This is a genomic window from Brevibacillus sp. SKDU10 (assembly GCF_001645205.1).
Taxonomy (GTDB): domain Bacteria; phylum Bacillota; class Bacilli; order Brevibacillales; family Brevibacillaceae; genus Brevibacillus_B; species Brevibacillus_B halotolerans.
The window spans coordinates 1-25,260 of sequence record NZ_LSSO01000187.1 but is presented as its reverse complement, the minus strand read 5'-3'; the positions used below and the strand labels follow the sequence as shown (position 1 = coordinate 25,260).

The following is a 25,260-nucleotide window of genomic DNA, read 5'->3' as shown; positions in this document are numbered from 1 at the left end:
TAGTGTAAGCATCTAGGAGGGGAAAACATGGACTGGTTAAACAAAGAAGTGGCAGGGGCATGGCGTGAGGAAGGAAAACGGTATGCTTCAGATGTAAACCGTTTTATCCGCGAAATAAGAGAGATGGAAGGAAAACAGGAGCCTGCGTATCCTTCAGATGATCAAAGGTCTCAATTGGCGGAAGAAGTTTTCGAAATGATAAAGGCCGCTAACAAGAAGGGGAAATGGCAACAGCTTCGTCAAGAGCTTCCACCTGCGACATGGCCATTGGCTACGAGGTTTGAAAAGGAGATGCAGGCTGTAAGGTCTATTTCATTTCTGGATGGCAAAACACTCGTCTTCACCTCAGGAGCAACATGGGAGAAAAGTAGTGTTTTCATAGCGAGTGAAGAAGGAATAGAGCAGTGTAAAGAGTTAAGCTATATTGGCTGCTCTATGGATGGTTCTGTATATGCTTTGGTTAGTCAGCGGGATATCCGTCTGATTCGTCATCTGGATCGACATTTACAGGGAGAAGAAATAGCAGTATTTCGTTGGGAGGATATATTGTCACAGATTAAATCAACAATTCCTGATTTGAATACGCTTGCAGATTGTGAGCATCCTGAGAAAATACTAGAGGAAGTAATTCCATTTTCAGACGGGAAAAGCTTGCTACTGGTTAGTGGGTACGGGATTTACTTCATAGAAAAAGATCAAGTAACTCTCCTGCATCCTAGTATGTCAGAGTGCTTAGAAGATGAGCTGGAGGATACTCACATTGATATGCCTCACGCTTCTGTTTCCCATGATGAACGTTGGATTGCCTTTGGCAGCCAATGCAGTGACCATTTGCTTATAGATCGAAAAACAGGGGAGAGCCATTCGTTCTATCCGGAGTCTAGCTACCCGCATTACTGCTTATTCTCTAAAGACAATCAGAGCGTTTGGTTTAACTCATGTCACTTCTATAATGGAATAACGTTTCGCGTCCCATTGAAAGAGGTGGGGAGTGGTCAGGCGAAATCAGTAGAAGAGTGGCCAATCATGGATGAAGAGTCCAGGGTCTATACTGCTGTGGCACTATCAGGAGGCACTGTGCTTGGCAATGCATACGGCTACGTGTGTTATATCAATCCGGAAGGTCAGGAGCTATGGCGTCATTTTGTCGGCAGTACGATTTCTGGCATAGCGGTCTCCAAGGACGAGCGTCTATTGGCAGTAGGTACCTATGGGGGAATGCTTCATCTTCTAGATTTGCAGGCGGAGGCGATGGATGAATACGGGATTGGAACGGGGACTCTGCGTGAATGTGAACGTTTTATCACTTGGAAGGGATTAGATGAAGTCTTGCGTTGGTAATCAAATAGCTAAGAATGATACAGCATGGTAGAGGCGGTGCGAACATGAATGGGAAAAAGCGAAGTGAGATCATAGCTGGGCTAGAAGTGGAGATTGTTTTAAAACAAGATCAGCGAACAGGAAAGCGTACAAGAGGAATTGTGAAAGATATTCTGACGAATTCCAGCACGCATCCACATGGCATAAAAGTAAGATTGACGAACGGAATGGTAGGTAGAGTACAAGAGATTGTCAAAGGGGAGTAGCTTACGTTTGAGATTAATCCCTATGATGCAGCTTTGAGAGAAGGCTGTAAGTAGGCTGCAAAATCCTTTTTCTTGCTAAACACACAAAAATGGAGATTGAACAGACAAGCTACGTTCAAATCTCCATTTTTTCTTTTATCGCTGCTTTTATAAAGAGCAAATAAATTTGCTACGGGTATCTTATCGACGAAATCTGGATTCTACAGCTATCTGATCAATCCAACCACCTAAAGAAGCCCAATTGCTCCAACCATCACTAGGAGCAACCTGCCAAATGTGCCAAAGAGCCTGATCACTTCCTCGAGCAAAGACCTCTAGTCGTCCGTCTGCATTCTGTCCTACCTCTAGTAAATCAATCCAACCGCCGAGAGAAGCCCAATTACTCCAGCCATTACTAGGAGCAACCTGCCAAATATGCCAAAGAGCCTGGTCTCTGCCGCGGGCGAAGACCTCTAAGCGTCCATCCGCATTGCGTCCCACAGCTAATCGATCAATCCAACCGCCGAGAGAAGCCCAATTACTCCAGCCATTACTGGGGGCCACCTGCCAAATATGCCAAAGAGCTTGGTCTCTTCCGCGAGCAAAGACCTCTAAGCGTCCATCCGCATTGAGTCCCACAGCCAATTGATCAATCCAACCGCCAAGGGAGGCCCAATTACTCCAACCGTTACTAGGAGCAACCTGCCAAATATGCCAAAGAGCTTGGTCTCTTCCACGAGCAAAGACCTCTAAGCGTCCATCCGCGTTTTTTCCTACGGTGAGCATATCGATCCAACCACCGAGGGAAGCCCAATTACTCCAACCATCATTAGGAGCAACCTGCCAAATATGCCAAAGAGCTTGGTCTCTTCCGCGGGCGAAGACCTCCAGTCGTCCATCTGCATTGCGTCCCACAGTTAACCGATCAATCCAACCGCCAAGGGAAGCCCAATTACTCCATTGACCATCAGGAGTTATTTCCCAAATGTGCCAAAGTGCATTATCTGCACCAATAGCAAAAACCTCTAACCGCCCATCCGCATTACGAGCTACTACAGGCGAATTGATGGTACCACCTAAGGAGGCCCAGCCACTCCAACCATTGTTTGGAGCAACCTGCCAAATATGCCAAAGAGCTTGGTCTCCTCCGCGAGCAAAGACGTCTATTCGACCGGACGGTCTTCTTGTTACAGGCATTATTAACACCAGCTTTCAGTAGTTTTTAAGGAAATATTTTCTATATATTATTTAGGTCATTTATCATTTGCTACTAAGGTCTAGAAAATAGGTGCTTGCCTATCAAAAATAATAGAAAGGGAAGTAATTAGCGTTAAGGTGCGTACCTCTGCTTTGACAGATTCCATATAGAAGGTGTTGTTACATTATGTCGTAAAACGAAATAAGAGCGATTGCTAATCCAGACAGTCGACTGGAAAACGATCACTCTCTATTTAAAAAATCTAGGTAAATGTATATCAACAGACTAACTTGTTTTTTTCATTGATATCGTGCTGGCTATTCGGGATGAAGGTCTCCCCGACCAAGAGAAATATGTCCACATACGCAGTAGTCTTTCAATTGGACCGCTGTTAAAAAACCTCAGATACCAGAAGCTGGCTACCACTTGTAATGAAAAGATGAGAAGGGACAGAAAAATACCAGAAAGGATGCCGATTTTACCGAATAGTCCCAACCCATAGCCGTAAAAAATGGTCGTGCAGATTACTGTTTGCATTACATAATTTGTAATCGATAGCTTGCCGACACACTCGAAGTAGGTAAACCACCGAGTATGACTCAAGATAGATAAAAGGAAGGCGATGAAAAAAATATAGCCAAAGGATAGAGCGCTAGGCCCGAGTAAGTCTCCAATTCCTGACCAATTGCCGCTACATACACTAGGCAAACTCTTGAGAAGTAAACCTGCGGGAAGAAAGAAGAGAGCCCTCTTTACATAGAAAGAACGTTTTTCATTGGAATTGACAAACCACCCAGCTTTTGCAGCATACATGCCAAACAAGAACATGGGTGTAGTCAGGACAGGCGCTATCAGCATGATCGCAACGATCGCTTCATCAGATATACCTAAGTCATGGGAGGTATTGCGATACTCTTTAATCTCGGTGTATGTACCTGAGGAGTTAATAATCTGCGTCTGTTTGACATACTGCTCCAGCTTATCAGAAGGGAACATTTTTGCATTTTCATCTGTTACGTTTTCACCACCGCTAATTACCAGTAGAGCCGGTAGCAGAAGCAGGATACTTCCCCAGATAAGCAGTGTTTTTTTACTGCGATTGACAAATAGGAGTAATGCTAGTCCACTCATTCCATAGAAAAATAAGATATCGCCTTCCCACAGATATGTAGCGTGAAGCGCTCCAATCAAGATCAGGAACAAAAATCTACGTATGAAATGCCTTTTGTATTTGCAATCACGCCTCTCTAAGCTTTCCTTCAGTTTCACCATGCTAAATCCAAACAGAAATGTAAAGATTGGCATGAAGCTTCCTTCCACCATTAGTTTCAGAAAGGAGTAAGTAGAGATATCCAATAAGGAAGGGGAGAAAAGATGTAGCTGATCCTTACCCCACAGTCCATATTGAAAAATCAACATGTTAGCCATCAGGATACCTAAAAGGCTTACTCCGCGGATTCCGTCTACGACTGTTATTCTTTGTCTGTTTAGCTCCATTTTGTATTCACCTCAGCCACTACTATAAGACAGCTCCTTTATGGAAAAGTAAACACAGCCTTATGCAGGGATAAAATCTCCTCCCTAACGTTAAGGTGTTGTTAAGGTTACTGTGATAGGATAACAACGAGGTGGAGAATTGTGGAGAACGCCAAGATATTACTTGTTGATGATGAAAGATCAATTGTTATGATGCTGGAGAAGGTATTGAGAAATGAAGGCTTTAATCAAATATTTCACGCTTCAACAGCAAAGGAAGCCTTGCAAATGGTTCAGGAGCAGAAACCAGATTTCATTGTGCTTGATGTCATGCTGCCTGACCAAAGCGGGTTTGATATTTGTCCAAAAATCAGGCAGATGTCCCATGCCCATATCTTGTTTGTTACGGCAAGAACCTCGGATTTGGACATTTTGACGGGATTTGCTACAGGCGGAGATGATTATGTAACAAAACCATTTAATCCATTGGAAATCGCCGCGAGAATTAAGGCTCGCCTGAGACGAGGTAATTTATCCATTCCAATCTCAGAGCCAGAGATTACAACATATAGCTACGATTTTGGCAGGTTTATCGTAAACGAAACGGCAGGGGAGCTTATCGTGGAAGGACAGCGGGTCTCGTGTCCGGCACAGGTTTTTCTGTTGCTGCTCTATTTGTGTAAACATCCCAACCGGATATTTTCGAAAGGTCAATTGTATGAAGCGGTGTGGGGATTAGATGGTCTAGCAGATGATAACACCGTCATGGTTCATATTCGTAGAATTCGTGAAAAAATTGAAGTGAATCCCAGCGATCCAAAATATCTGGTAACCGTTCGAGGGCTGGGGTACAAACTTGTCAAGGAGAACAGACGTGAGTAGGTTAAAACGAAGGCTAGCTGTACACTTTATGTATCAGTTTTTTTTACTTGCAATCGGGACGCTTCTGCTCATCACTGTAGGATTAATTGTACTTGTACAAGAAATCAGTCAGAACGAGATTAAGCGGAATTTTCCCACAGGTGCACTGGACATCATGGTGTCTGATACCATAATTGAAAAAGACAAAGTCCAATTAAATGACTTGTTAATAAAGCAGATGCGTGAAAAGGGCATGTGGCTACAAATCGTTAGTGAAGATGGGCGCGTTGTTCATTCAGTCAATGTTCCCGAAGGCTTGCCAAACAGCTATCGAATCGATGAGCTGTGGGGGATTCATCAAACAAGTCATTGGAATTCATATACTGTATACACAAAAATTTATAACACATTCGATTCACTGTATTATTTATTTTTACTAGGTAATAGGGAACCAAACAAAGAATTGGCGGCTAAATGGTTTGCCCGCTATGCTCACCAAGGAATAGTGGCCCCTTCTTCTATGGCACAGATAGAAAAAGAAGTGAATGAAATAGACGGTTACCTGCATGTTGTCGATCCACAAGGAAATGTTATTCAAGCAATTGGAAAAAAAACAGAAAAACAGCGGTATCTTCCTATTGATTTAGTGAAGATGCAGATGGAGCCAGGGTCTTATCCGACGAAAATTGATGTATATTATGACCCTGCATCTCTTAATACGTGGGTTCTACATATTACGAAAAAAGACGGAGAGTATCAAAAGCAACCGCTTTTACATGAAATCATTTATACTCTCGTAAAATTATGCGGGGGACTTTTTGCTCTGGCCATTCTTTTTTCCATCTGGCATGGCTATCGTTATGGTCAGCCGTTGCTGTTATTTATCGGCTGGCTGGAGCGAATGGGACAGGGGCGCTACGATGAGGTATTGACCAAGAAGGACAGGAAAAATGCGTATCGTAAAAACGGAAAGCTGCGCATGCGATATCGACTTTATCAGGAGGTTATTGAGGCTTTTTATAAGATGGCTGAAAAGCTAACAGAGTCGGAGCGGGAGAAAAAACGGTTGGAAAAAACCAGGGAAGAGTGGATGACTGGAATTACTCACGACCTGCGAACACCTCTGACAACAATTCAGGGCTATGGACATATGCTTGAGAGCAAACAGCTTGATTGGACAGAAACGGAATTACAGCAAGTGGGGCATATGATTCGAGAAAAGGCGGATTATATGCGTATCTTAGTAGAGGATTTTTCTCTTTCCTTTCAATTAAAGAACAATGCGGTATCCTTTTCAGTAGAGCGGGTGGAGCTAAATGAATTTGTAAGAAGGATTATCTTGCAGCATATCAATGACGTAACCATAGAGGAAACCTCATTTACCTACGAAAGTAATCCTGAGCCACTGTACATGATGGCTAATCCGAAGTGGTTCACGCGCATGCTGGATAACCTGATTATCAATGCAGTGAAGCATACTCCTCCGGGGACGATGGTTACAGTTATGACGAAGCGCCAGGAGAACAGAGCAATATTAATTGTAAAAGATGAAGGATTAGGGATGGATGAGGAAACGAAAGAAAAGCTATTTGAACGTTATTATCGTGGCACTCATACGGAGGAGAAGACAGAAGGCTCCGGTCTGGGAATGAGTATTGCAAAGGCCATTGCAGAGGGGCATCACGGTACAGTCGAGGTAGAAACGGTAGTAGGCAGGGGCACGGCGATCACCTTATCGTTTCCTTGTGAATAACATCAGTAGTGAACTTCTCATGCTTGAGGAGCGAATCTTGTTCAAAGCCGAATTATCCAGATGTAAAGCAGGCATTAACAGGCAGTCATCCTGTAGTGGCTGCTTTATTTTATTTTATGTGTAAATTCCGATCGGGTTACTTGCCTTTTTTGGTTAAGGTGCTATACTAGAAAACAACTTAACGTTATTCCCGAAATGAAGATCAAAATCGGAGGAGTCGACATGAAGAAGCGCGTTGGAATTATTTCTATTATGATGAGTATCCTTTTATTTCTTAGCGGCTGTGCTAGTGAAGGTACAGCACCTCAGCAGGGAGGAGACCAAAGTCAACCTGTAACCGCGAGCGGCACACCCAAAAGTGGGGGAAGCTTGGTAATTGCAGTTGGCGATGATCCTAGCGCACTTAACCCGAACTATGCTGGGGATCGCGTGACCTTAACGATTAATCAATCCTTGTTTGCACCCTTATTTACAATCAATGATGGGAAGAAAACATTTGTATTGGCTGAGAGCCTGACGCAATCCAAGGATTTTTTAACCTATACGCTAAAACTGCGAGATAACCTGACTTGGCATGATGGGAAAAAGCTGACTGCTGATGATGTAGTCTTTACGCTTGCTAGTATTTTGGATGAAAAGCAACACAGCCCACAACGAAGCTTGTTTGTCTTAGATGGAAAGCCGATTCAGGTGAAAAAAATTGACGATACAACAGTAGACTTTGTACTTCCTCAGGTCAGTGCAGCCTTTGAAGGAGCTTTGGTTCAGGTTTCCCCTATTCCTAAGCATATTTTTGAAAATGTAGAGGATATTGAAAAGAGTGAAAAAAACTTCAGTCCAGTCGGTTCTGGTCCGTTCAAATTCAAGGAATATAAACCAGGAGAGTATGTAACCTTAGGGCGTTTTGATACCTATTTTGCAGGAAAATCCTATTTAGACACGATCACGTATCGAATTACCAAGGATAGTAACGCTGCGAATTTAGCAATGCAAAATGGCGAAATTCAGATGAGGTTCATCGACCCACAGGACTATAACAAGATGAATGACATGCAGATGTTTAACTTAATTAAATATAATGAAGGTCGATTGGTGTACATGGCTTTTAACCTCAATATCGATGTACTACAGAAAAAAGAGGTTCGCCAAGCGATTGCCTATGCTATTGATAAAAATGAATTAGTTCATGCAGCGTACTCGTCTCTTGATTATGCTGAACCTGCTTATTCCCTGCTTACTCCTGATGCGCTTTACTATACAAAGGAGTTGCCTACGTATGATTATAACGTCGAGAAAGCGAAGGAATTGCTTAAAAAAGCAGGAGTCAATCATTTGAAGCTTAGATTGGCCTATGTGAATAACAATAAACCGCAAACCAGCCAAGCGCTCTATCTTCAGCAGAAATTGAAAGAGATCGGAATTGAAATTGAACTACAGCCATTAGATCCAGCAGCGTTCTCAAACAAATCTCAGGATATGAAAAACAAAGATTATGACTTGTCCTTTGGCGGCTATATTATGGGCTATGAACCGGATGCTTATAAATCTCTATTTGTTAGTACAGAGCCTTTTAACTATTCGCACTACAATAACAAAGAGTTTGATCAGCTATGGTCCAAAGCTGCTGTAGAGGTTGATACAGCAAAACGTGCTGAGCTGTATAAAAAAATCCAGCAAACAGTAGCAGATGATGTGCCGATCTATCCGATTGCATACCCTAAATCCATTATAGCGGTGGACAAAAAATTTGGTGGTTTGCAAGAGGCGGTTACGAAGCCGGTTACCATGTTTGAGGATTTGTCGAAAATTTACGAGCAATAATAACAGTTAGAACATTTATAGGAAACAAGGGAGAAAATAAGCTGATTCGAATCAGCTTATTTTCATTCCCAGAAGCTGTTGTAGGAGGACATTCATGTGTTTTCATTTATAGCAAAACGGATTCTTCAATCCATTCCGATGTTATTTTTTATTTCTATTGTTTGCTTTGCTTTGATAAAGCTGGCTCCTGGTGATCCCCTGCAAGCCTTCATTACTCCCAAAATGAGTCTTGAGGATATCGAACGGATTCGGCATAACATGGGATTAGATCGACCTGGGTATGTTCAGTATTTTATGTGGCTGAAAAATGTGTTTATGGGTGATTTTGGCTATTCGCTTATCAATCATCGGCCTGTGCTGACACAGGTAATCGAACGGTTACCGGCAACGGCAGGTTTAATGGGAGCTTCTATCCTTCTCTCTGTTCTGTTGGCTATTCCATTAGGATTGCTGGCGGGGGCAAATCGAAATAAATGGATTGACAGTATTCTAAATATGTTTTCATATGTAGGAATTTCCATTCCAGCTTTTTGGTTTGCTATGCTTCTGATCTACTTTTTTGCGATTAAACTGCATCTTCTTCCTAGCATGGGAATAAGAACGATCGGAGTGAACTCCACCTGGGATGTTATCAAGCACGGGATTCTTCCCTGTTTGGTTCTTAGCTTTGGGCAATTGTCTGTTTATATGAGATATATTCGTTCCAATACAATTGGACAACTAAAAGAGGATTATGTTCAAATCCAATACGCGTACGGCTCTACCCGATGGCAGATTCTTTTTCGCCATGTGCTAAAAAATGTACTTTTACCGATTATTACCCTTTTGGGGATGTCATTACCTGATTTGATTGCTGGAGCGATTATTACTGAAACGGTATTTTCTTGGCCGGGAATTGGCTCACTTAGTATTAAAGCTGCCTTTGGATTTGATTACCCGATCATTATGGCGATTACCATGTTTACGTCCGTCTTGCTCATCATCGGCAATTTACTGGCAGATATCCTATACAGCGTAGTTGATCCTCGAATCAGGGCATGGAGGTAGCAAGATGAATAGAAGAAGATGGAATAACGTAAAAATGGAATTGTTATCCAATAAGCTAGGCTTGATCTCGGTTATGATTTTGCTTGTTTTTGCCCTTGGCTCCCTATTTGCTTTTCTAGCTCCGTATGATCCTAATCAGATCGTTATCCAGGATAGACTTCAGGCGATGAGCCAAACGCATTTTTTTGGCACTGATGATTACGGTAGAGATTATTTTTCTCGGGCTCTACATGGTGGGCGAGTCTCTTTACTGGTGGGATTTGCTGCTATGATTATCGCGACCGGACTTGGTACAACAATTGGAGCGATTAGCGGCTATTTTGGAGGCATGGTCGATAGCGTCATCATGCGCACCGTAGAGATTTTAATGTCAATTCCATCCTTTTTATTAATGCTGATTCTAAGTGTGTATTTAAAGCCTAGTATTCAAACCGTGATTATTATTATTGGACTTTTGACCTGGATGAATGTAGCTAGACTTGTCCGAGCAGAGACACTATCTGTCAAGGAACGAGAGTATGTATTGTACGCCAAGGTATCAGGACAAAGCTCATGTAAAATTATCTGCTATCACATCATTCCAAGTATCTCTTCTACTATCATTGTGACGGCGACCATCAATATTGCTTCTGCCATCTTGATGGAGTCGGCGCTGAGCTTTCTGGGATTAGGTATTCAACAGCCTAATTCATCCTGGGGGAGCATGCTAAACAACGCACAAGGATTTATAGGGGAAGCACCCCATCTAGCTCTATTTCCCGGCTTGTTTATTCTGCTTACGGTAATGAGCTTTAATGTCCTAGGGGATGTTTTGCGAGTAGCCTTTGAACCAAAAGCCAATGACGAATAGACATAGAATAACGAATGAAGATGATCAGCTTGGAGTGAGTCATATGACGGAAGTTTTATTGGATGTGAAGAATTTAAGAACGTCCTTCTTCACACGCGCTGGAGAGGTGCAGGCTGTTAGAGGAGTCAGTTTTTCCGTACACAAAGGTGAAATAATTGGGATTGTAGGCGAGTCGGGAAGTGGAAAAAGCGTAACCGCCAAATCCATTCTCTCTCTGATTGCACACCCGGGAAAAATTGTTGGTGGAGAAATCCATTTCGGTGGAGGGGATCTGCTTTTAGCGACAGAAAAGGAGCATAAAGCCATTCGCGGGAATCGGATCGCTATGATCTTTCAAGACCCCATGACTTCGCTGAATCCTGTATATAAAATCGGGCGACAGCTAACGGAAGTAATCATCAGACATCAAAAGGTGAGTAAGTCTGTAGCGAAACAAAAGGCAATCGAATTATTAAAACAGGTAGGCATTTCCTCTGCTGAAGAACGCTTCAACCAATACCCACATGAATTCAGCGGCGGAATGAGGCAGAGAGTGATGATTGCCATGGCGCTTTCATGTGAACCGGAGCTATTGATCGCAGATGAGCCTACTACCGCATTAGATGTTACGATTCAGGCGCAGATTCTTGATTTAATAAAAGAGCTCGCTAACCAATCAGATACAGCAGTTATGCTGATCACGCATGATTTGGGTGTAGTTGCCCAAGTATGTACAAGAGTAATTGTCATGTACAGCGGTATGGTGATGGAGGAGGGAAAGGTTGAGGATATCTTTTATCGCCCGCAGCATCCTTATACACAGGGGCTTTTGCGTTCCCTGCCTAAACATCATAAGGGAAATAAAGAAAGACTAATTCCCATCGAGGGAACTCCGCCTAGCTTATTAAACCCTACGAATGGCTGTCCATTTGCCGAGCGTTGCCCGCATAAGATGGATAAATGTCTGAATCAGATTCCGCCTTCTTATGAATTGGGTTCCGATCAACGGATGAAATGCTGGCTGGGAGAAGAGATCGGGGGGAGCAGGTATGAAAACCAAAGACATTTTAGTTGATGTAGAGCATCTCAAAAAATATTATCCAATCAATAAAGGCTTTTTTGGTGGGGTAAAGACATCTGTGAAGGCTGTGGACGATGTCAGCTTTCAAATTTATAAGGGAGAAACGTTTGGACTGGTTGGTGAGTCTGGCTGTGGGAAATCTACAACAGGACGCAGTATCGTTCGACTGTTCGATGTGACTGACGGGAAAATACGGTTTGATGGACATGATGTAGCAAAAATGAACGAACAACAGCTTAAGCCATTCCGCAAACGAATGCAAACGATTTTTCAAGACCCGTATTCTTCCTTAAATCCGGGTATGACTGTCTTTGAGCTGATCAGTGAACCTATGAATATCCACGAATCGCTCGGGGCAAATGAACGCAAGGAAGTTATTTCGGCTCTCTTGGAGCGTGTAGGTTTAAAGAAAGAACATCTAGAGCGTTACCCGCATGAATTTAGCGGTGGACAAAGACAAAGAGTCAGCATTGCTCGATCTCTTGCTGTGAAGCCGGAGTTTATCATGTGCGATGAACCAATCTCAGCACTGGATGTATCTGTTCAAGCACAAGTGGTCAATATGCTAGAGGATTTGCAAAATGAACTGGGGTTGACCTATCTGTTCATCGCCCATGATCTATCAATGGTACGTCATATTTCAGATCGCATTGGAGTGATGTACTTAGGTCAGTTGGTAGAAGTAGCTGAAAGTGACGAGCTATATGAGCATCCGGCACATCCTTATACACAAGCACTGCTTTCCTCTATACCGGTAGCTGATCCGAAGCTGCGCGATCAAAAGCGTATCATGATGACGGGGGACATTCCAAGCCCGTTGTCAACCATTCGCGGCTGTAAGTTCCAATCGAGATGTCCTTATGCATCGTCACGCTGTGCACAAGAGCAGCCAAAGCTAGTATCGATTAGCGCGGGTCACCAGGTTGCCTGTCATTTATTCAGTGAATAAGTCAAAAATCGAGAGGGTATTCCACAATGTCTCTAGTAAAGCTTTCGCAAAATGAAGCACTGATGATTGAAGTCCTTCGAGCAGAGGGTGTGACAGATGAAGAATTATTGGATGCTGTAAAAAAGGAAGATATCAGCGATTTTCAGCAATGTAGCGATGACTTCGACTTTTCTCATCTGCTCGATTTTTCCAGACAAAACTGGAATGAGCTTGAACAAGCAGTCAGAGAAGGATATCAGATTAAATTTAATACAATCAATGGGATTAAATATCTGATCTCTGTAAGACTAAACCAAGTAGCTGACCGTGATTATCAAAACAAGGGAGACTATCTATCGGAAATCAAGCTGAAAGAAGCGGAAGTCATCTGGCTACAGTCTGTGCTCTCTAAGAATTGGACAGTCGTAGAGCAAAAGCAAGATCAAAACTCAGAGCTAAAGGTCGTCCAAATCGAATTGGTTCGTTCGTAAGCATAGGAGTATCATAACGTCATTTATCAATGGAAAGTCACCTGTCAGGGTGACTTTTTTGTCGTTTAAGCACTACGATCGTATCATTTTCTTTTTTGTCATACTGGCGTAACACTTCAGCACTACGATATATCTAGTCATTTTTCAAGAACGCGCTGGAGGGAATTCGAATGAAAAACGAGACATTTTTATTAACAGGAGGTACCGGTTCTTGGGGCTGGGAGCTAGTGACCCAGTTATTAACGAAACATCCTAAGGAGGTACGTATCTATTCTGGCAATGAAGCTCTTCAAGTAGAGATGAATCACATTATTGGTGATATTTCGAGCGTAAGCAGTATGGCTCCTTTTATAAACTCAGCGCCAACAGGTGCTGTTTTTTTTATTGACGTTAGAGATTGATTTCGATCTGATAGATAATAATGAAGGAACAACTTTCACAAAAATATAAAAACAATTGTGGATATCATTTTTCTTGATTTTTCATAAATAACCAAGCTATAATCACAACTGAAAATAATTATCATTTTCAAAGAATAAGCTCGTTATACATAAAATTCAAACAAGAATTGGTTTGAGGAGAAGGAATGCTGTTGAATACGCTTGTGATAAAAAAAACTACAGCAAGATGGGGTCTATCACTCATCTCGATGCTTTTTCTCTTGGTGCTTGTCGGTTTACTTGTTTCGATGTTCATAGCCATCTCATTTGGAGCAAAGGATTTGACACTAGAAACGGTATGGACAGCTATTACTTCCTATCATTCGGAGCTGACAACACATCAAATTATTCATGAAATGCGGTTACCGCGTGTGATTGGGGCTGCTGTGGTCGGAGCAGCGTTCGCAGTTGCTGGGGCGTTGATGCAGGGAGTTACACGTAACCCGCTAGCTGATGCAGGGATTTTGGGGATTAATGCAGGTGCTACGTTTGTTGTAGCGCTCAGCTTTGCATTCTTTCCAAATTTGACCTACTCAAGCTTGATGGTTCTGTCATTTCTAGGAGCCGTGCTTAGTACCTTACTCATCTTTTTATTGGGATCGAGGGCAACTGGAGGGTTAACACCATTGCGTCTAACGATCGCAGGAGCGGTTGTTGCAGCTTTTTTACATTCACTCAGTTCAGGAATCGCTATTTATTATGATTTGAGTCAAGATTTGGCCTTTTGGTATGCCGGCGGTGTCTCTGGAGTGAGATGGTCTCATCTTAGGATACTGGTGCCGGTTATCCTGATTGCCATTTTGTTTGCTTTTTTATTGGGGCGTTCTGTTTCGTTACTTTCATTGGGCGACGAGGTGGCAGATAATTTAGGTGCTCATACAAAGCGGATTCGGTTACTTGGAATTACGCTTGCTGTATTGCTTGCTGGTGTGTCTGTGTCTGCTGTTGGTTCCATTGGATTTGTCGGATTAGTCATTCCGCATATTTCCCGAAAGCTAGTAGGAGTTACTTATCGATTTATTATTCCAATGTCAGCTTTATTAGGGGCAATTCTGCTGGTGCTAGCTGACTTGGGAGCAAGGACAATAAATCCGCCTAGAGAGTTAGCGATAGGCGTAATGGTGGCACTTGTCGGTGTTCCTTTCTTTCTTTACCTTGCCTGCAAAGAAGGGAGGAGCTTATAAATGGAACAACTAATTTTCAAAAGAGACAGGAGAGCAGGGATAGTCGGGGTCATTCTACTGCTTATTAGCTTCGTTGCCATTCTTATCAGTCTTAATACAGGCTCTATCCGACTTGCTCCGTTAACTGTTTTACAAGCCTTTATAGGCAATGGCAGTCAAGAGGATATGATGGTTTTATTTGAATACCGACTGCCGCGTATTGTTGTCACGATGCTTGCTGGAGTGGGCTTAGGGGTTTCGGGAGCTATACTGCAAGGGGTATCCCGTAATTCATTGGCAGATCCGGGGATTTTGGGTCTGCATGCAGGCGCTGCTTTTGGCTTGATGATCTTTGTTAGTTTTTTTGAATCCCTAAAAGGGTCCCAAGCTTTATTGATTCCACTGTTTACCTTTTTAGGCGGTGTAGTGACTGCGGTACTGATCATGCTCCTTGCTTATGATCGACATAAAGGATTGCTGCCTATTCGCCTCATACTGGTTGGCATTGCCATTACAGCCGGCTTCAGTGCAATTACGCTGTTTCTGTCACTTGCCTTAGATGAAACAATATATGCTTTCACTTCTAGATGGCTGGTTGGTAACGTATGGGGGCGAGATTGGATCAATGTAGCGGCCCTTCTGCCATGGATTCTGATCTTTACACCATATGCATTCACTCAATCAAAAGCACTGAATGCTTTCTCACTTGGGGATGAAGTGGCCATGGGGATTGGAACTGCCGTGAACCGTAAACGCTTCTTATTACTGACAACCGCGGTAGCCTTATCATGCGCCAGCGTTTCGATGGTGGGAGGAATAGGTTTTATTGGGTTAGTCGCTCCTCATTTAGCGCGTCGACTTGTTGGACCGTTGTATCAGCATTTGCTGCCAATAGCGGGTCTTATTGGCTTGGTCATCCTAGTGATTGCAGATACGGTTGGTCGTGCTATTTTTCAACCAAATGCGATTCCAGCAGGTGTAGTAGTGGCCGCTGTAGGTGCCCCCTATTTTTTATATGTATTAGGTAAAACAAAATAAATCATTTTCAAAAGGAGAAAAAATGAAAGAGAAATTACTGATTCTGATGTGCATCCTCACTATTTTTGTATTGTCTGCTTGTGGACAAAGCACGCCACAGTCAAATACAGAGTCGACAAAAGGGCAAACAGTCGAGCAATCGGCAGATAAGAAAGAGCCCCGTATTGCCTCCATGTCCATCCATTTGACAAATAACCTGCTTGCATTAGGCATTACGCCAGTTGGTTCTGTCATTGGCGGCGATTTAAAATCCTTCCTGCCTCACGTAGCTGATCGTCTGAAGGATACGAAACCATTAGGGGTAGTAGCGGACCCTGATATGGAAGCTCTATTGGCACTAAAACCAGATGTAATTTATGTAGATCAACAATATGCCGGAAAAGATTTATCTAAGTATGAAAAAATTGCTGAAACACATTCATTTAACCTAGATGATGGTACATGGCGAGATACTTTGAAAAAAGTAGGGAAGCTTGTAAACAAAGAGCAGCAAGCGGAAGCCTTTATTAAGGATTACGAAGCACAGGCAGAGCGTGTGAAAAAGCTTGTACAGAGCAAAATCGGTGATGGAACCGTGATGGGAATACGTGTAACGGGGAAAGAGCTGCGCGTATTTAGCACAAGAAGACCAATGGGACCCCTTTTATACGACGATTTAGGCTTGAAACCTGCGAAGGGTGTAGAGAAGCTAAATAAAAAGAAAGCTTTTGAAGTGATTTCACAAGAGGTACTCCCTGATTTTGATGCAGATGCCATCTTTGTTATTGTGAACAATAGAGGTGGGGCCGATAAGGTGTTTGAGCAATTACAGAGCAATCCGATCTGGAAAGATTTAAAGGCTGTGAAAGCAAATCACGTCTACATGATTCCAGAACAACCGTGGCTGGATTACTCAGCACTTGGGGCAAAAATGGCATTGGATCATGCTGAAAAAATCTTTAGTAAATAGACAACAACCAAAAAGTCATGCGAGTTCTTTGCGCATGGCTTTTTGCTTATTGAAAAAGAGGAATGGAAAAATTCATGTGGGAGTAAATGGTAATAGAAGGGTTCTATACAGCAAATAATAGATGACATGAATAGGGAAATCAAAAAATATAATGAAATGTGCCTCATTTCTCTAGAAGAAGGGGTGGTCACAGGTAACACCTTTGACAAAAATATGACAGTCCGCAATAACATTCAGAGGGATTTGTTATTTTTTATAGAATTAGTTGGTATTGATTTCTATTTCAAGGAAATGTAACACCAAATATCCTGTGAGAACAGAATAAGCATACGTTAAGAGGAGAAACACGCATGAACAAACGACGAATCATTATTACTTGTGGCTCAATCGTAGCTTTCTTATTTATTGCGATCATTGCCGCCAGTAGCTATTTTTATCAGATCAGCATCAGTCGCGATGGTCAGGTCACGCTGTATTCTGGTGAGCAGGAGGCTGCTGCTACCCCTGTAAATGCAGCAGTGGAACAGGATAAAATTCGTGTAGAGGAATGGTACAAAAATCAGGAAAAGGGCGGTTTAGAGCAAACGTCCTTTGACGGATTAAAGCTAAAAGCTACTTACATACCAAGTGATCAACCTAGCGACAAGGCAGTTATTTTAGCTCATGGCTATCGCCGTAAAGGGGAAGACATGAAAAGCTACGCAAAGTTCTATCATGACTTAGGCTTTCAAGTGCTAATGCCGGATGCTCGTGGCCATGGTAATAGTGAAGGCGACTATGTCGGGTACGGCTGGCATGATCGTAAGGACTATCTTGGTTGGATTAAAATGCTGACGAAGCAGGCAAAAGTAAAGCATATCTTCTTACATGGAGTCTCAATGGGTGGAGCCACAGTCTTAATGACTAGCGGTGAGGAACTGCCGCCTGAGGTAAAAGGAATTATTGAGGATAGTGGATTCACATCTATGACCGAGGAATTGGCTTATCAGTTGAAGCATTTATATCAGTTGCCGACTTTCCCGCTTATGCAAACAACGAGTTGGACGACTAAGCTACGGGCAGGTTATTCGTTTGCAGAAGTCTCTCCTATTGAACAAGTGAAGAAGAATACTCGACCGTTATTTATCATCCACGGCGATCAGGATAAGCTGGTGCCAACAGAGATGGCTTATCGAATCTTTGACGCTGCACAAGGAGAAAAACAGATCTGGATAGTGCCTGGAGCAGGACACACGAAATCATTTACCGTAGCAAAAGAAGAGTATCAAAAGCGTGTAAAGCATTTTATTGAACAGGCACTTTAGGCAAGTGTTTATGTGACGTGGCATTCCGTTGGCAAAAAATAAAAATTGATGTAGAGCATCTGTTTATAGCGTTATTGCTGTGACAGATGCTTTTTTGTTTGGGCACATTGCCTTTTCTATTACATAGAATATGAAAAACACAACTAGAGGAGGGTGACTCATGATGTGGGAGGAATCGGATGTCTTAGAGGTGGCACGACAATATTTGCCGGATGATGCGGAAGTTTTGCCGGTGATAAAGCCTCAACATACATCTTATGTTCGTATAATTGACACGGGCAAAAAAGGCAATCTGAGCGTTGCTGTTGCTTATAGATGGTCTGGGGGAATTTCACTGGTGATGCTCAAGCGAGACTGTGCTGGTTGGCAGGCGGTTCTTGAAGATACGGCTCATCCGCTCTATTGGTACTATCTGGCTGAAGCTCAATTGCAGGAAAATTTACCTGCTATGGCTGTTGAATCTATAGGAGCAGGTATCCGAATCAATTCATCAGCTATCTATGCACCAAAATGGCATGAGTTAATTCAAACGATTCGCATGCAATTACAACAAAAATTAGTTGCTCTCTATCCGGCATCAATGAGTACGAGGGAAGGAGTGAAATGGGGCTACATTAATGAGCGCGGACAGTTTTTAATCATCCCCCAATTTGAATACGCTCTTCCCTTTGAAAAGAACGGGCTTGCTGTTGTAACGGTTGCAAATGGTACCGGATTAATCAATGAACAAGCTCAGTACGTTGTAAAGCCTATTTACAATTCAATTAGCTTGTTTACGGAAGGTCGAGCAACTGTAATCGATGACAAGGGCTTTTGGGTGATCGATGACAAGGGAACAGTGCTAAGCGATAAACCCCACTCTTATATTGGAACGTACCATGATGGAAGGGCAGTATTTGCTGATACAAATGAGCAGGGGTATCGATATGGCTATCTTAATTTGGAAGGGAAGGTTGTGATACCTAACAAGTATGAAGAAGCCAATGATTTCATTGACGGGAAGGCAGTTGCCAAAATCAAAGAGAATCAATATGCGCTTTTAGGTCGTAATGGGGAGGTATTACATACGTATCCCTACCATGCTGTAGGGCCGTTGAGCGATGGATTAATGGCTGTTCAGCTTAAGGACAAAGAGCCGTTTGGCTATATGGATGAACAAGGAAAAATAATTATCGAGCCGCAATTTACTTCAGCACAGGCATTCAAAGGAGGTCGTGCTGTAGTTAATACATCGGTGGATGATTTCGTGTTTAAATTGGGGCTGATTGATAAAACAGGAGCATTTAAAATTAAACCGGGGTACAGTGATATTGAGATGCTAGGGGAAGACCGGGTAGCAGTAGGCGTTCTTAGGGACAGCAAAGCACCATATATGGGTTCTACATATGCAATTGCTGATAAGGATGGGCGCTTTTTTACAGAATTCGTGTTCAATAAAGTAGAGAAATACCAGGATGGGATAGCCTCAGCGACTAATGAACAGTCTACCTTCTTTATCGATCGTTTTGGAAAGATTATGAGGAATCTCCCCATTCTTAAAGGAAACGGAACGCTTAGTAAGCTAGGAAACGTAATTAGGGCTGATGTGAACCAGCGAGTAAGCTATTATCAGCCAAATGGCACATTGATTTACGCACAAAATACAGTTATTCCGCTCGCCAAGCAATACCGGGTCAAAGAGGAGATGTATCGTCCTAACAAGGATTATCTCGTCTACTATCCACAAATAGAGGGAATGGCTACCAGCACGATACAGGAACAAGTAAACAAGCGTTTAAAAGATTTATCTCAAGTCAAGCCGATCGATCCGAATGCCCAGCTAGATTATAATTATTTCGGTGACTTCTCTGTTGACTTTTTCGATAAACAGCTTGTGCAATTAAAGCTACAGGGTTATAACTATCCGTTTGGAGCTGCACATGGAATGCCTACACAGATCTATACTCCAATTGATTTGGTGACGGGACAATTCTATAAGCTACAGGATTTATTCAAATCTAGTAGTGACTATGTAAAGATTTTAAGTTACATTATCGGCCAAAAGATAAAGACAGACCCACAATACTCCTATGTTTTTCCCGATACCTACAAAGGAATTGCGCCGGACCAGCCCTTTTATGTGCATGAGGACGCTTTGTATATCTATTTCCCCCCCTATGAAATCGCACCTTATGTTGCAGGCTTTCCTACTTTTCGGATTCCATTTAAAGAGATTATGCCAATTATTAATACACAGGGAGCGTTTTGGAAGGCATTCCATTAACAAGCTAGATACGAAAAAGCCGCAATTCATGTTTTTGAGTTGTGGCCTTCTTCATGTGCGAAAAATATTTGTATGATCTTCTGATTCTTTACTACTAAGGCTCGTATTTTTATACACATGTTTTAGATGAGTGTTTATTTTTCAGGAATACGAAATCAGGTATGTGAATACATCAAAAGGGATGGATGCGTTTACCAATGGGACAATATATTTCAGGACACTACGGTGACATTCCGCATTCATTGTATATTATCTGTGAGTTTACATTCTATAAGTGTAAGCGCATACAGGAAATTCCAATCAATGTGAAGAACAGATTGATATGGGAAAAATTCTAGAAAAAGGAGGTACACCTATGAATATACATGCAGTCAGGACAGAATTAATTAACACGGTAGTTGGTTTGTCAGATAAAGAACTCAATCAGAGAGCAATGGAGGGTGTCTGGACGATAGGACAGGTGATGGAGCATTTGTATTTGACCGAAAAAGCGGTAGCTTACCATGTGAGAAAGGCGTTAAGTAATGAGGATGTACAAATCGAGCCAAAGTCCATTTCCTTAATACTGGATCGTAGCAACAAAGTGCAAGCTCCCGCTCCTTATGAACCAACAGATGAGCCTAAACATCTACAGGACTTACTCCTGAAGCTGGAATCTACTCGTACCTCTTTGCTGGCTGTTTGTGAAGGTGCAGAAAGTTCTCAGCTTGCTAAAAAAGGATTTACTCATCCAGCATTTGGGCTTCTAGACATAAATCAATGGATTGAATTTGTTGGACTTCATGAGCAAAGACACCTAGAGCAAATCAAAGAAATCAAGTCTCACTTATCGGTGTAGCTAGCTAGATTTGGTTTTTCTGCTGACACTTGTCCTATGAAAACCCGCAAAAGGAAAAACAGACTGCTAATCTGTTGTCTGTTTTTTTATATTCCTCTTTACAAACCGCTGGTCGGTTTATAAAATGGTGACAAGGAAATTATGCTAAAAGGAGAACGTGCTTATGACACAACAGAATCACGCCGTGTCCACTTTTCAGATGCTAGTAGCAACTACGGAGGAGCTCATTCGTGAACGCGGATGCCGGCAAACTACCCTACAAGAGATTATGAACAGAACCAAATTGTCAAAAGGAGCCATTTACCATTATGTGCAAAGTAAGGATGAGCTATTTGCTTATATTTTGCAAACGAAAATGGAAAAGGTAAACGAGCAATTTCAGCACCAAGTGGAAATTGCCAAACGTGGAGAATTGCATGATCCACTAAAAGCCATCATTGATGGTTTTACTGAGTTGCTACAGGGAGAAAAGGAAGTCTCCAGTCAAATTTTTATTTATCTCCTTAGTCAAAAAGAAAATAAAGGGATTGCTGCTTTATTGAACCGATTTCATCAATTTTCTGTTGACATGCAAATGAAGTGGCTTCAATGTGGGCAGGAAGCAGATGCTATTTCCCCAAATATCGATCCACGGAAAATGGCTCATTTTTTTATGACAAATATGTATGGGAGCATAATTGCAAAAGAAATGGGCGTTAATCTATTTTCGGCTGATGATTTATACCATATTATGAATGATTTATTACAAAACAAAAACGAAGAAAGTGAAAAATACTAGGAATAGCAGGGGATCAACTACTGATCTCCGTCTGCTTGACCTACAGGGAAAGGGGCTTTTTCAAATGACCCAAGTATGGAACACGATCCTTCTGCCTTGAGCGATAACGAGCATAGGAGCTCCTTATTTTTTATCGAATACAAACCGCCAGTCGGTATGCTGATAGGAGTGTTTAGCTTACATGGAAGCAAGATGAACAAAGACGCGCAATTTTAAAATAATCCTTACTATTATTCTAGTAGTGATCCTCTCAATTATTTTGTACTACAGCTATAAAAATATATTGCGTAACAACTGAAGATGCGAAATAAGAATACAAAAAGAATAGGAGAAGAAGACGATGAATAAAGTACAAAATGGTCGATTCGCAGCATCAGCGGGCAAATCCTTCGTGGTGTTTTATATTGGGATGCGCATCAATAAATGGTGGGCCGTCCATAAATGGCTCCCTGTATTTCTTGCAATGGTGAAAATGCTTAAAGAGCTATACCAGCACCCAGAATTAGGGTTTATAGGAGCAGAAAATTGTTGGAATGGTAGAACGATCGGTCTCATACAGTACTGGAATTCCTATGAACAGCTAGAAAGCTATGCGCATGGTGGCTATCATCTGGAGGCTTGGAAGAATTTTCAGCGCAAAATAGGTTCAGATGGAAGTGTAGGTATTTTTCACGAAACATATAGCATGGAACCCTCCAAGTACGAGGCAATTTACGCGAATATGCCGTTGTTCGGGCTAGCCAAAGCGATTGGTCAGGTCCCTGCCACTGGTAAATATCAAAGCTCGAGAAAAAGATTAACAGCAACCCCTTCAGAAGAGAAAGAAGAATGAAGAATGGGGCAAGGCTTCTTCTAGGATATGTAGGCAACAAGCTGGTGTAAAATCAGCTTGTTATTTTATAAAAAAAATATTGACAATGAGAATCAGTATCAATATTATGTAAGTGATAATAATTTTCATTTAAGGATTAGAAATATAGATATAAGGGAGAGATCTCCGTGAGCAAAATTGGAATGATATATGCGAGCATGACAGGAAACACCGAGGAAATGGCAGAATTGATTGCGGGAAGCATTCGGGAACAAGGGTTAGAAATTGAAGTAAAAGAGGTATGGAATGCGAAAGCTGCTGACTTGGTTGAATATGATGCAATCCTGTTAGGGGCATACACTTGGGGCGACGGAGATCTGCCGGATGAATTCCTAGACTTTTATGATGAAATGGACGGACTTGATCTTAGCGGCAAGAAAGCGGCTGTATTCGGCTCTGGCGATACGAGCTATCCAATGTTTGGAGAGGCTGTAGAGACACTGACTAAGAAGCTGCAATCCTTAGGAGCAGAAATCGTAGTAGAGGGCTTGAAAATAGAGCTTTCGCCTGGAGATAAGGAAATTGAGGAATGCAAGGAGTTTGGCGCTACCTTTGCACAGAAGCTTGGGTAATTAATCGTTCAGGTACGAGTACCTTTTATTTATAAATATAGGGATAAATGCTAAAGAAGCCAGAAGATGAAACAGGTAATTTCTGTTCATATCTGGTTTCTTGTTCTGTTCAGCTTTCTGTTTCCTTTTGTTTATAGGCTGAACATCATGCAAAAAGCCCCGGAGAAAGCCCCCGGGACCGATTGAATAAGAATTCTTGGTTATTTAGCTTATTGCTTGTCGTAGGTAACTTTATTCGTTTTACCTTTACCTTTGAATTCCCACAAGTCATCTTTACCATCAGTGTCATAGATTGTTCCATCAATGTCAGCATCATCAAACTCATCCCAGATGTCATCGCAGATATCTTTGATGAATTTTTTGATTTCTGAATCACTTAGGTCTTCATATTTACTCTTATAATCATCAAGGTCAACCTTAATGGTTACGTCGATATCATCCTCGTCACCTTTTAGAGTGATATCCCATTCAATCTTTTTCCATTTACCGTAATCATCGTTTAGATTGTCCTCTAGATCATCTACATCATCTTTTTTGCTCTTTTTCTTTTTATCTTTATCCTTCTTATCTAATTGATCTCTATAGTAGGTAACGTCTTTTTCTAACGTAGAGATTTTAGAATCTTTGGCAGCAAGCTCTGCTTGTAGCTGTGCAATTTTAGGATCTACACGATCTCCTACAGATACTGTAAAGGTAGCTTGATCCCAAGAAACATCCTTGTTAAATACCCCTGCCATCATGCGAAGCGGGATGTATGTAGTACCGTTTACGATGAATGGTTCGGTATCAGTTGGAACTACATAGCCGTTATACTTTACTTTCACATTGTTGTAAGTAGCTTGAATATTTTTTTTCACGACAGCTGCATCAGTTGTAGCAGGCAAAGCCCCGATTAACAAAGCTGAAGACAGCAAAAGTAGCGTTTTCTTTTTAAACATGTCTTTCCCCTCCAGATAGTGGATCAATCTTCTTTTGATACTCATTTGTAAACATTTTATCCCGATATTGAAACGGCAAGTTAGCATGGAATTCTCTCGAAAATAGAACTCCTAAAAATATACGGCTAAGTATCAGAATAGTGCTTATCACGCTTTTTTACAAGAGAAAAAAGTCATACTGTCGTCCCATTTTTCATCTTTTTTCCTGCTAGGTTCGTGTCGTTTTTTTCCATTATTTTAATTAAAAGCTTTTATACTGGGAAAGTTTTTTAGTTAAGATAAAAGTATCCAAAGTAAATAAAGGAAATAATTACTAATCCTTCAGTTGATGTAAACTGAAGGAAATTGTCTAAACAGTGATGCAATCCATACATCATAAATGTCTAATAAAGCGAAATTGGCAAAGAAGAGACTTGCAATTCGAAACAAATAAAAAATATACTGAAGATACTCGATAAGGATTGCTGATTAGAAAAAAATGAAAACTAGAAGTAATGTTACAATTCGTTCAAAAAATATCCACTTTAGAGAAGATCACAGCATTGCGATAAAGTCCAAGATCAACTACTATGGAAAATAACTGTACTTTTGTAAGTAAATAAATAATAGTATGGGTGGTGTCAAGTTGAAAAAGCAACACAACAAAAAGACGAAAGCTGGATCAGGTAAAAAAGGACAATCCTCTGATCAATCTTCAAAATGGATTTTTTGGAGTATCGGAATCATAGCTGTTTTAGTAGTGGCGTTTCTCTTTCTTATGCCGAAATCAACGCAACTGGCATTGATGGAAGCTACAGACTATGAAGGGCAGCCTTACTTTGGTAAAGAGACTGCCAAAGTTAAAATTGTAGAGTTTGGTGATTATAAGTGCCCAGCCTGCAAAACATTTAATGAAGAGCTTGTAAAACAGATTTATAAAGCTTTTGTGGAGACTGGCATAGCTCAGTTTTATTTCTTCCAAGATCCATTTATTGCTGTAGATTCTCACCGAACAGCTTTATTTGCTGAAACGGTTTATGGTGAATTAGGGAATGATCTTTTCTGGAAATTCCATGA

24 protein-coding genes are annotated in these 25,260 nt (G+C 41.6%); 21 read left to right on the top strand and 3 right to left on the bottom strand.

Annotation, left to right across the window (positions count from 1 at the left end; all coding sequences use genetic code 11):
• The first annotated feature begins 27 nt into the window (after positions 1-27).
• Both AYJ08_RS18360 and AYJ08_RS18355 read left to right on the top strand, forming a co-directional pair.
• Positions 28-1,341 (top strand): WD40 repeat domain-containing protein, encoded by a 1,314-nt coding sequence (locus AYJ08_RS18360; protein ID WP_064018927.1) that lies wholly within the window; start codon positions 28-30, stop codon positions 1,339-1,341.
• A 44-nt stretch (positions 1,342-1,385) separates the two neighbouring features.
• Positions 1,386-1,586 carry a YwbE family protein gene (locus tag AYJ08_RS18355; protein WP_064018926.1) on the top strand — a complete coding sequence of 67 codons (201 nt, stop codon included), beginning with the start codon at positions 1,386-1,388 and terminating at the stop codon, positions 1,584-1,586.
• Between the two features lie 180 nt (positions 1,587-1,766).
• Here the strand turns inward: AYJ08_RS18355 and AYJ08_RS18350 are convergent, their stop codons facing one another.
• Complete coding sequence (locus tag AYJ08_RS18350; protein WP_064018925.1) at positions 1,767-2,762, bottom strand: PLL family lectin; 996 nt, start codon at positions 2,760-2,762, stop codon at positions 1,767-1,769.
• A 286-nt stretch (positions 2,763-3,048) separates the two neighbouring features.
• On the bottom strand, positions 3,049-4,260 hold the full coding sequence (locus AYJ08_RS18345) for a DUF418 domain-containing protein (RefSeq protein ID WP_064018924.1): 1,212 nt from the start codon (positions 4,258-4,260) through the stop codon (positions 3,049-3,051).
• Positions 4,261-4,401: 141 nt separating this feature from the next.
• Between AYJ08_RS18345 and AYJ08_RS18340 the strand changes: the two genes are divergently transcribed.
• The 18 genes from AYJ08_RS18340 to AYJ08_RS18255 all read left to right on the top strand — a co-directional run bounded on the left by AYJ08_RS18340 (position 4,402) and on the right by AYJ08_RS18255 (position 23,266).
• Positions 4,402-5,121, top strand: coding sequence for a response regulator transcription factor (locus AYJ08_RS18340; protein ID WP_064018923.1), 720 nt, complete (start codon positions 4,402-4,404; stop codon positions 5,119-5,121).
• Complete coding sequence (locus tag AYJ08_RS18335; protein WP_064018922.1) at positions 5,114-6,853, top strand: sensor histidine kinase; 1,740 nt, start codon at positions 5,114-5,116, stop codon at positions 6,851-6,853. Before AYJ08_RS18340 ends, AYJ08_RS18335 begins: the two co-directional genes overlap by 8 nt.
• A gap of 222 nt (positions 6,854-7,075) precedes the next feature.
• Positions 7,076-8,674: an ABC transporter substrate-binding protein gene (locus tag AYJ08_RS18330; RefSeq protein ID WP_064018921.1), complete on the top strand. Its 1,599-nt coding sequence runs from the start codon at positions 7,076-7,078 to the stop codon at positions 8,672-8,674.
• Positions 8,675-8,770: 96 nt separating this feature from the next.
• Positions 8,771-9,721 carry an ABC transporter permease gene (locus AYJ08_RS18325; protein WP_064018920.1) on the top strand — a complete coding sequence of 317 codons (951 nt, stop codon included), beginning with the start codon at positions 8,771-8,773 and terminating at the stop codon, positions 9,719-9,721.
• Positions 9,722-9,725: 4 nt separating this feature from the next.
• Positions 9,726-10,571 carry an ABC transporter permease gene (locus AYJ08_RS18320; protein ID WP_031411686.1) on the top strand — a complete coding sequence of 282 codons (846 nt, stop codon included), beginning with the start codon at positions 9,726-9,728 and terminating at the stop codon, positions 10,569-10,571.
• A 43-nt stretch (positions 10,572-10,614) separates the two neighbouring features.
• Complete coding sequence (locus AYJ08_RS18315) at positions 10,615-11,625, top strand: ABC transporter ATP-binding protein (RefSeq protein ID WP_064018942.1); 1,011 nt, start codon at positions 10,615-10,617, stop codon at positions 11,623-11,625.
• The gene (locus AYJ08_RS18310) at positions 11,600-12,580 is read left to right on the top strand and encodes an ABC transporter ATP-binding protein (protein ID WP_064018919.1); all 981 of its coding nucleotides are present in this window, start codon (positions 11,600-11,602) and stop codon (positions 12,578-12,580) included. Before AYJ08_RS18315 ends, AYJ08_RS18310 begins: the two co-directional genes overlap by 26 nt.
• Before the next feature lie 26 nt (positions 12,581-12,606).
• On the top strand, positions 12,607-13,050 hold the full coding sequence (locus AYJ08_RS18305) for a YehS family protein (protein WP_064018918.1): 444 nt from the start codon (positions 12,607-12,609) through the stop codon (positions 13,048-13,050).
• Between the two features lie 170 nt (positions 13,051-13,220).
• Positions 13,221-13,451, top strand: coding sequence for a polysaccharide biosynthesis protein (locus tag AYJ08_RS24990; protein WP_064018917.1), 231 nt, complete (start codon positions 13,221-13,223; stop codon positions 13,449-13,451).
• A gap of 248 nt (positions 13,452-13,699) precedes the next feature.
• Entirely contained in the window at positions 13,700-14,674 is a 975-nt protein-coding gene (locus AYJ08_RS18295; protein ID WP_064018941.1) for a FecCD family ABC transporter permease, read from the top strand.
• Positions 14,675-15,691, top strand: a complete 1,017-nt coding sequence (locus tag AYJ08_RS18290; RefSeq protein ID WP_064018916.1) for a FecCD family ABC transporter permease — start codon at positions 14,675-14,677, stop codon at positions 15,689-15,691.
• Positions 15,692-15,713: 22 nt separating this feature from the next.
• Complete coding sequence (locus AYJ08_RS18285; protein ID WP_031411680.1) at positions 15,714-16,640, top strand: iron-hydroxamate ABC transporter substrate-binding protein; 927 nt, start codon at positions 15,714-15,716, stop codon at positions 16,638-16,640.
• Between the two features lie 350 nt (positions 16,641-16,990).
• The gene (locus AYJ08_RS18280; RefSeq protein WP_064018915.1) at positions 16,991-17,944 is read left to right on the top strand and encodes an alpha/beta hydrolase; all 954 of its coding nucleotides are present in this window, start codon (positions 16,991-16,993) and stop codon (positions 17,942-17,944) included.
• 160 nt (positions 17,945-18,104) lie between these two features.
• On the top strand, positions 18,105-20,207 hold the full coding sequence (locus AYJ08_RS18275; protein ID WP_064018914.1) for a WG repeat-containing protein: 2,103 nt from the start codon (positions 18,105-18,107) through the stop codon (positions 20,205-20,207).
• Between the two features lie 355 nt (positions 20,208-20,562).
• Entirely contained in the window at positions 20,563-21,045 is a 483-nt protein-coding gene (locus AYJ08_RS18270) for a DinB family protein (RefSeq protein WP_064018913.1), read from the top strand.
• A gap of 163 nt (positions 21,046-21,208) precedes the next feature.
• Positions 21,209-21,823 carry a TetR/AcrR family transcriptional regulator gene (locus tag AYJ08_RS18265; RefSeq protein ID WP_064018912.1) on the top strand — a complete coding sequence of 205 codons (615 nt, stop codon included), beginning with the start codon at positions 21,209-21,211 and terminating at the stop codon, positions 21,821-21,823.
• Positions 21,824-22,163: 340 nt separating this feature from the next.
• Positions 22,164-22,655, top strand: a complete 492-nt coding sequence (locus AYJ08_RS18260; protein ID WP_064018911.1) for a DUF4188 domain-containing protein — start codon at positions 22,164-22,166, stop codon at positions 22,653-22,655.
• 167 nt (positions 22,656-22,822) lie between these two features.
• Positions 22,823-23,266 (top strand): flavodoxin, encoded by a 444-nt coding sequence (locus AYJ08_RS18255; RefSeq protein ID WP_031411671.1) that lies wholly within the window; start codon positions 22,823-22,825, stop codon positions 23,264-23,266.
• Between the two features lie 209 nt (positions 23,267-23,475).
• Here AYJ08_RS18255 and AYJ08_RS18250 read toward each other — a convergent pair whose 3' ends face one another.
• A complete protein-coding gene (locus tag AYJ08_RS18250) occupies positions 23,476-24,204 on the bottom strand; it encodes a stalk domain-containing protein (protein WP_064018910.1) in 729 nt (242 codons plus the stop codon).
• A gap of 625 nt (positions 24,205-24,829) precedes the next feature.
• Between AYJ08_RS18250 and AYJ08_RS18245 the strand changes: the two genes are divergently transcribed.
• Positions 24,830-25,260: thioredoxin domain-containing protein (locus AYJ08_RS18245; protein ID WP_197490753.1), on the top strand; the 431-nt coding region annotated here is incomplete at its 3' end.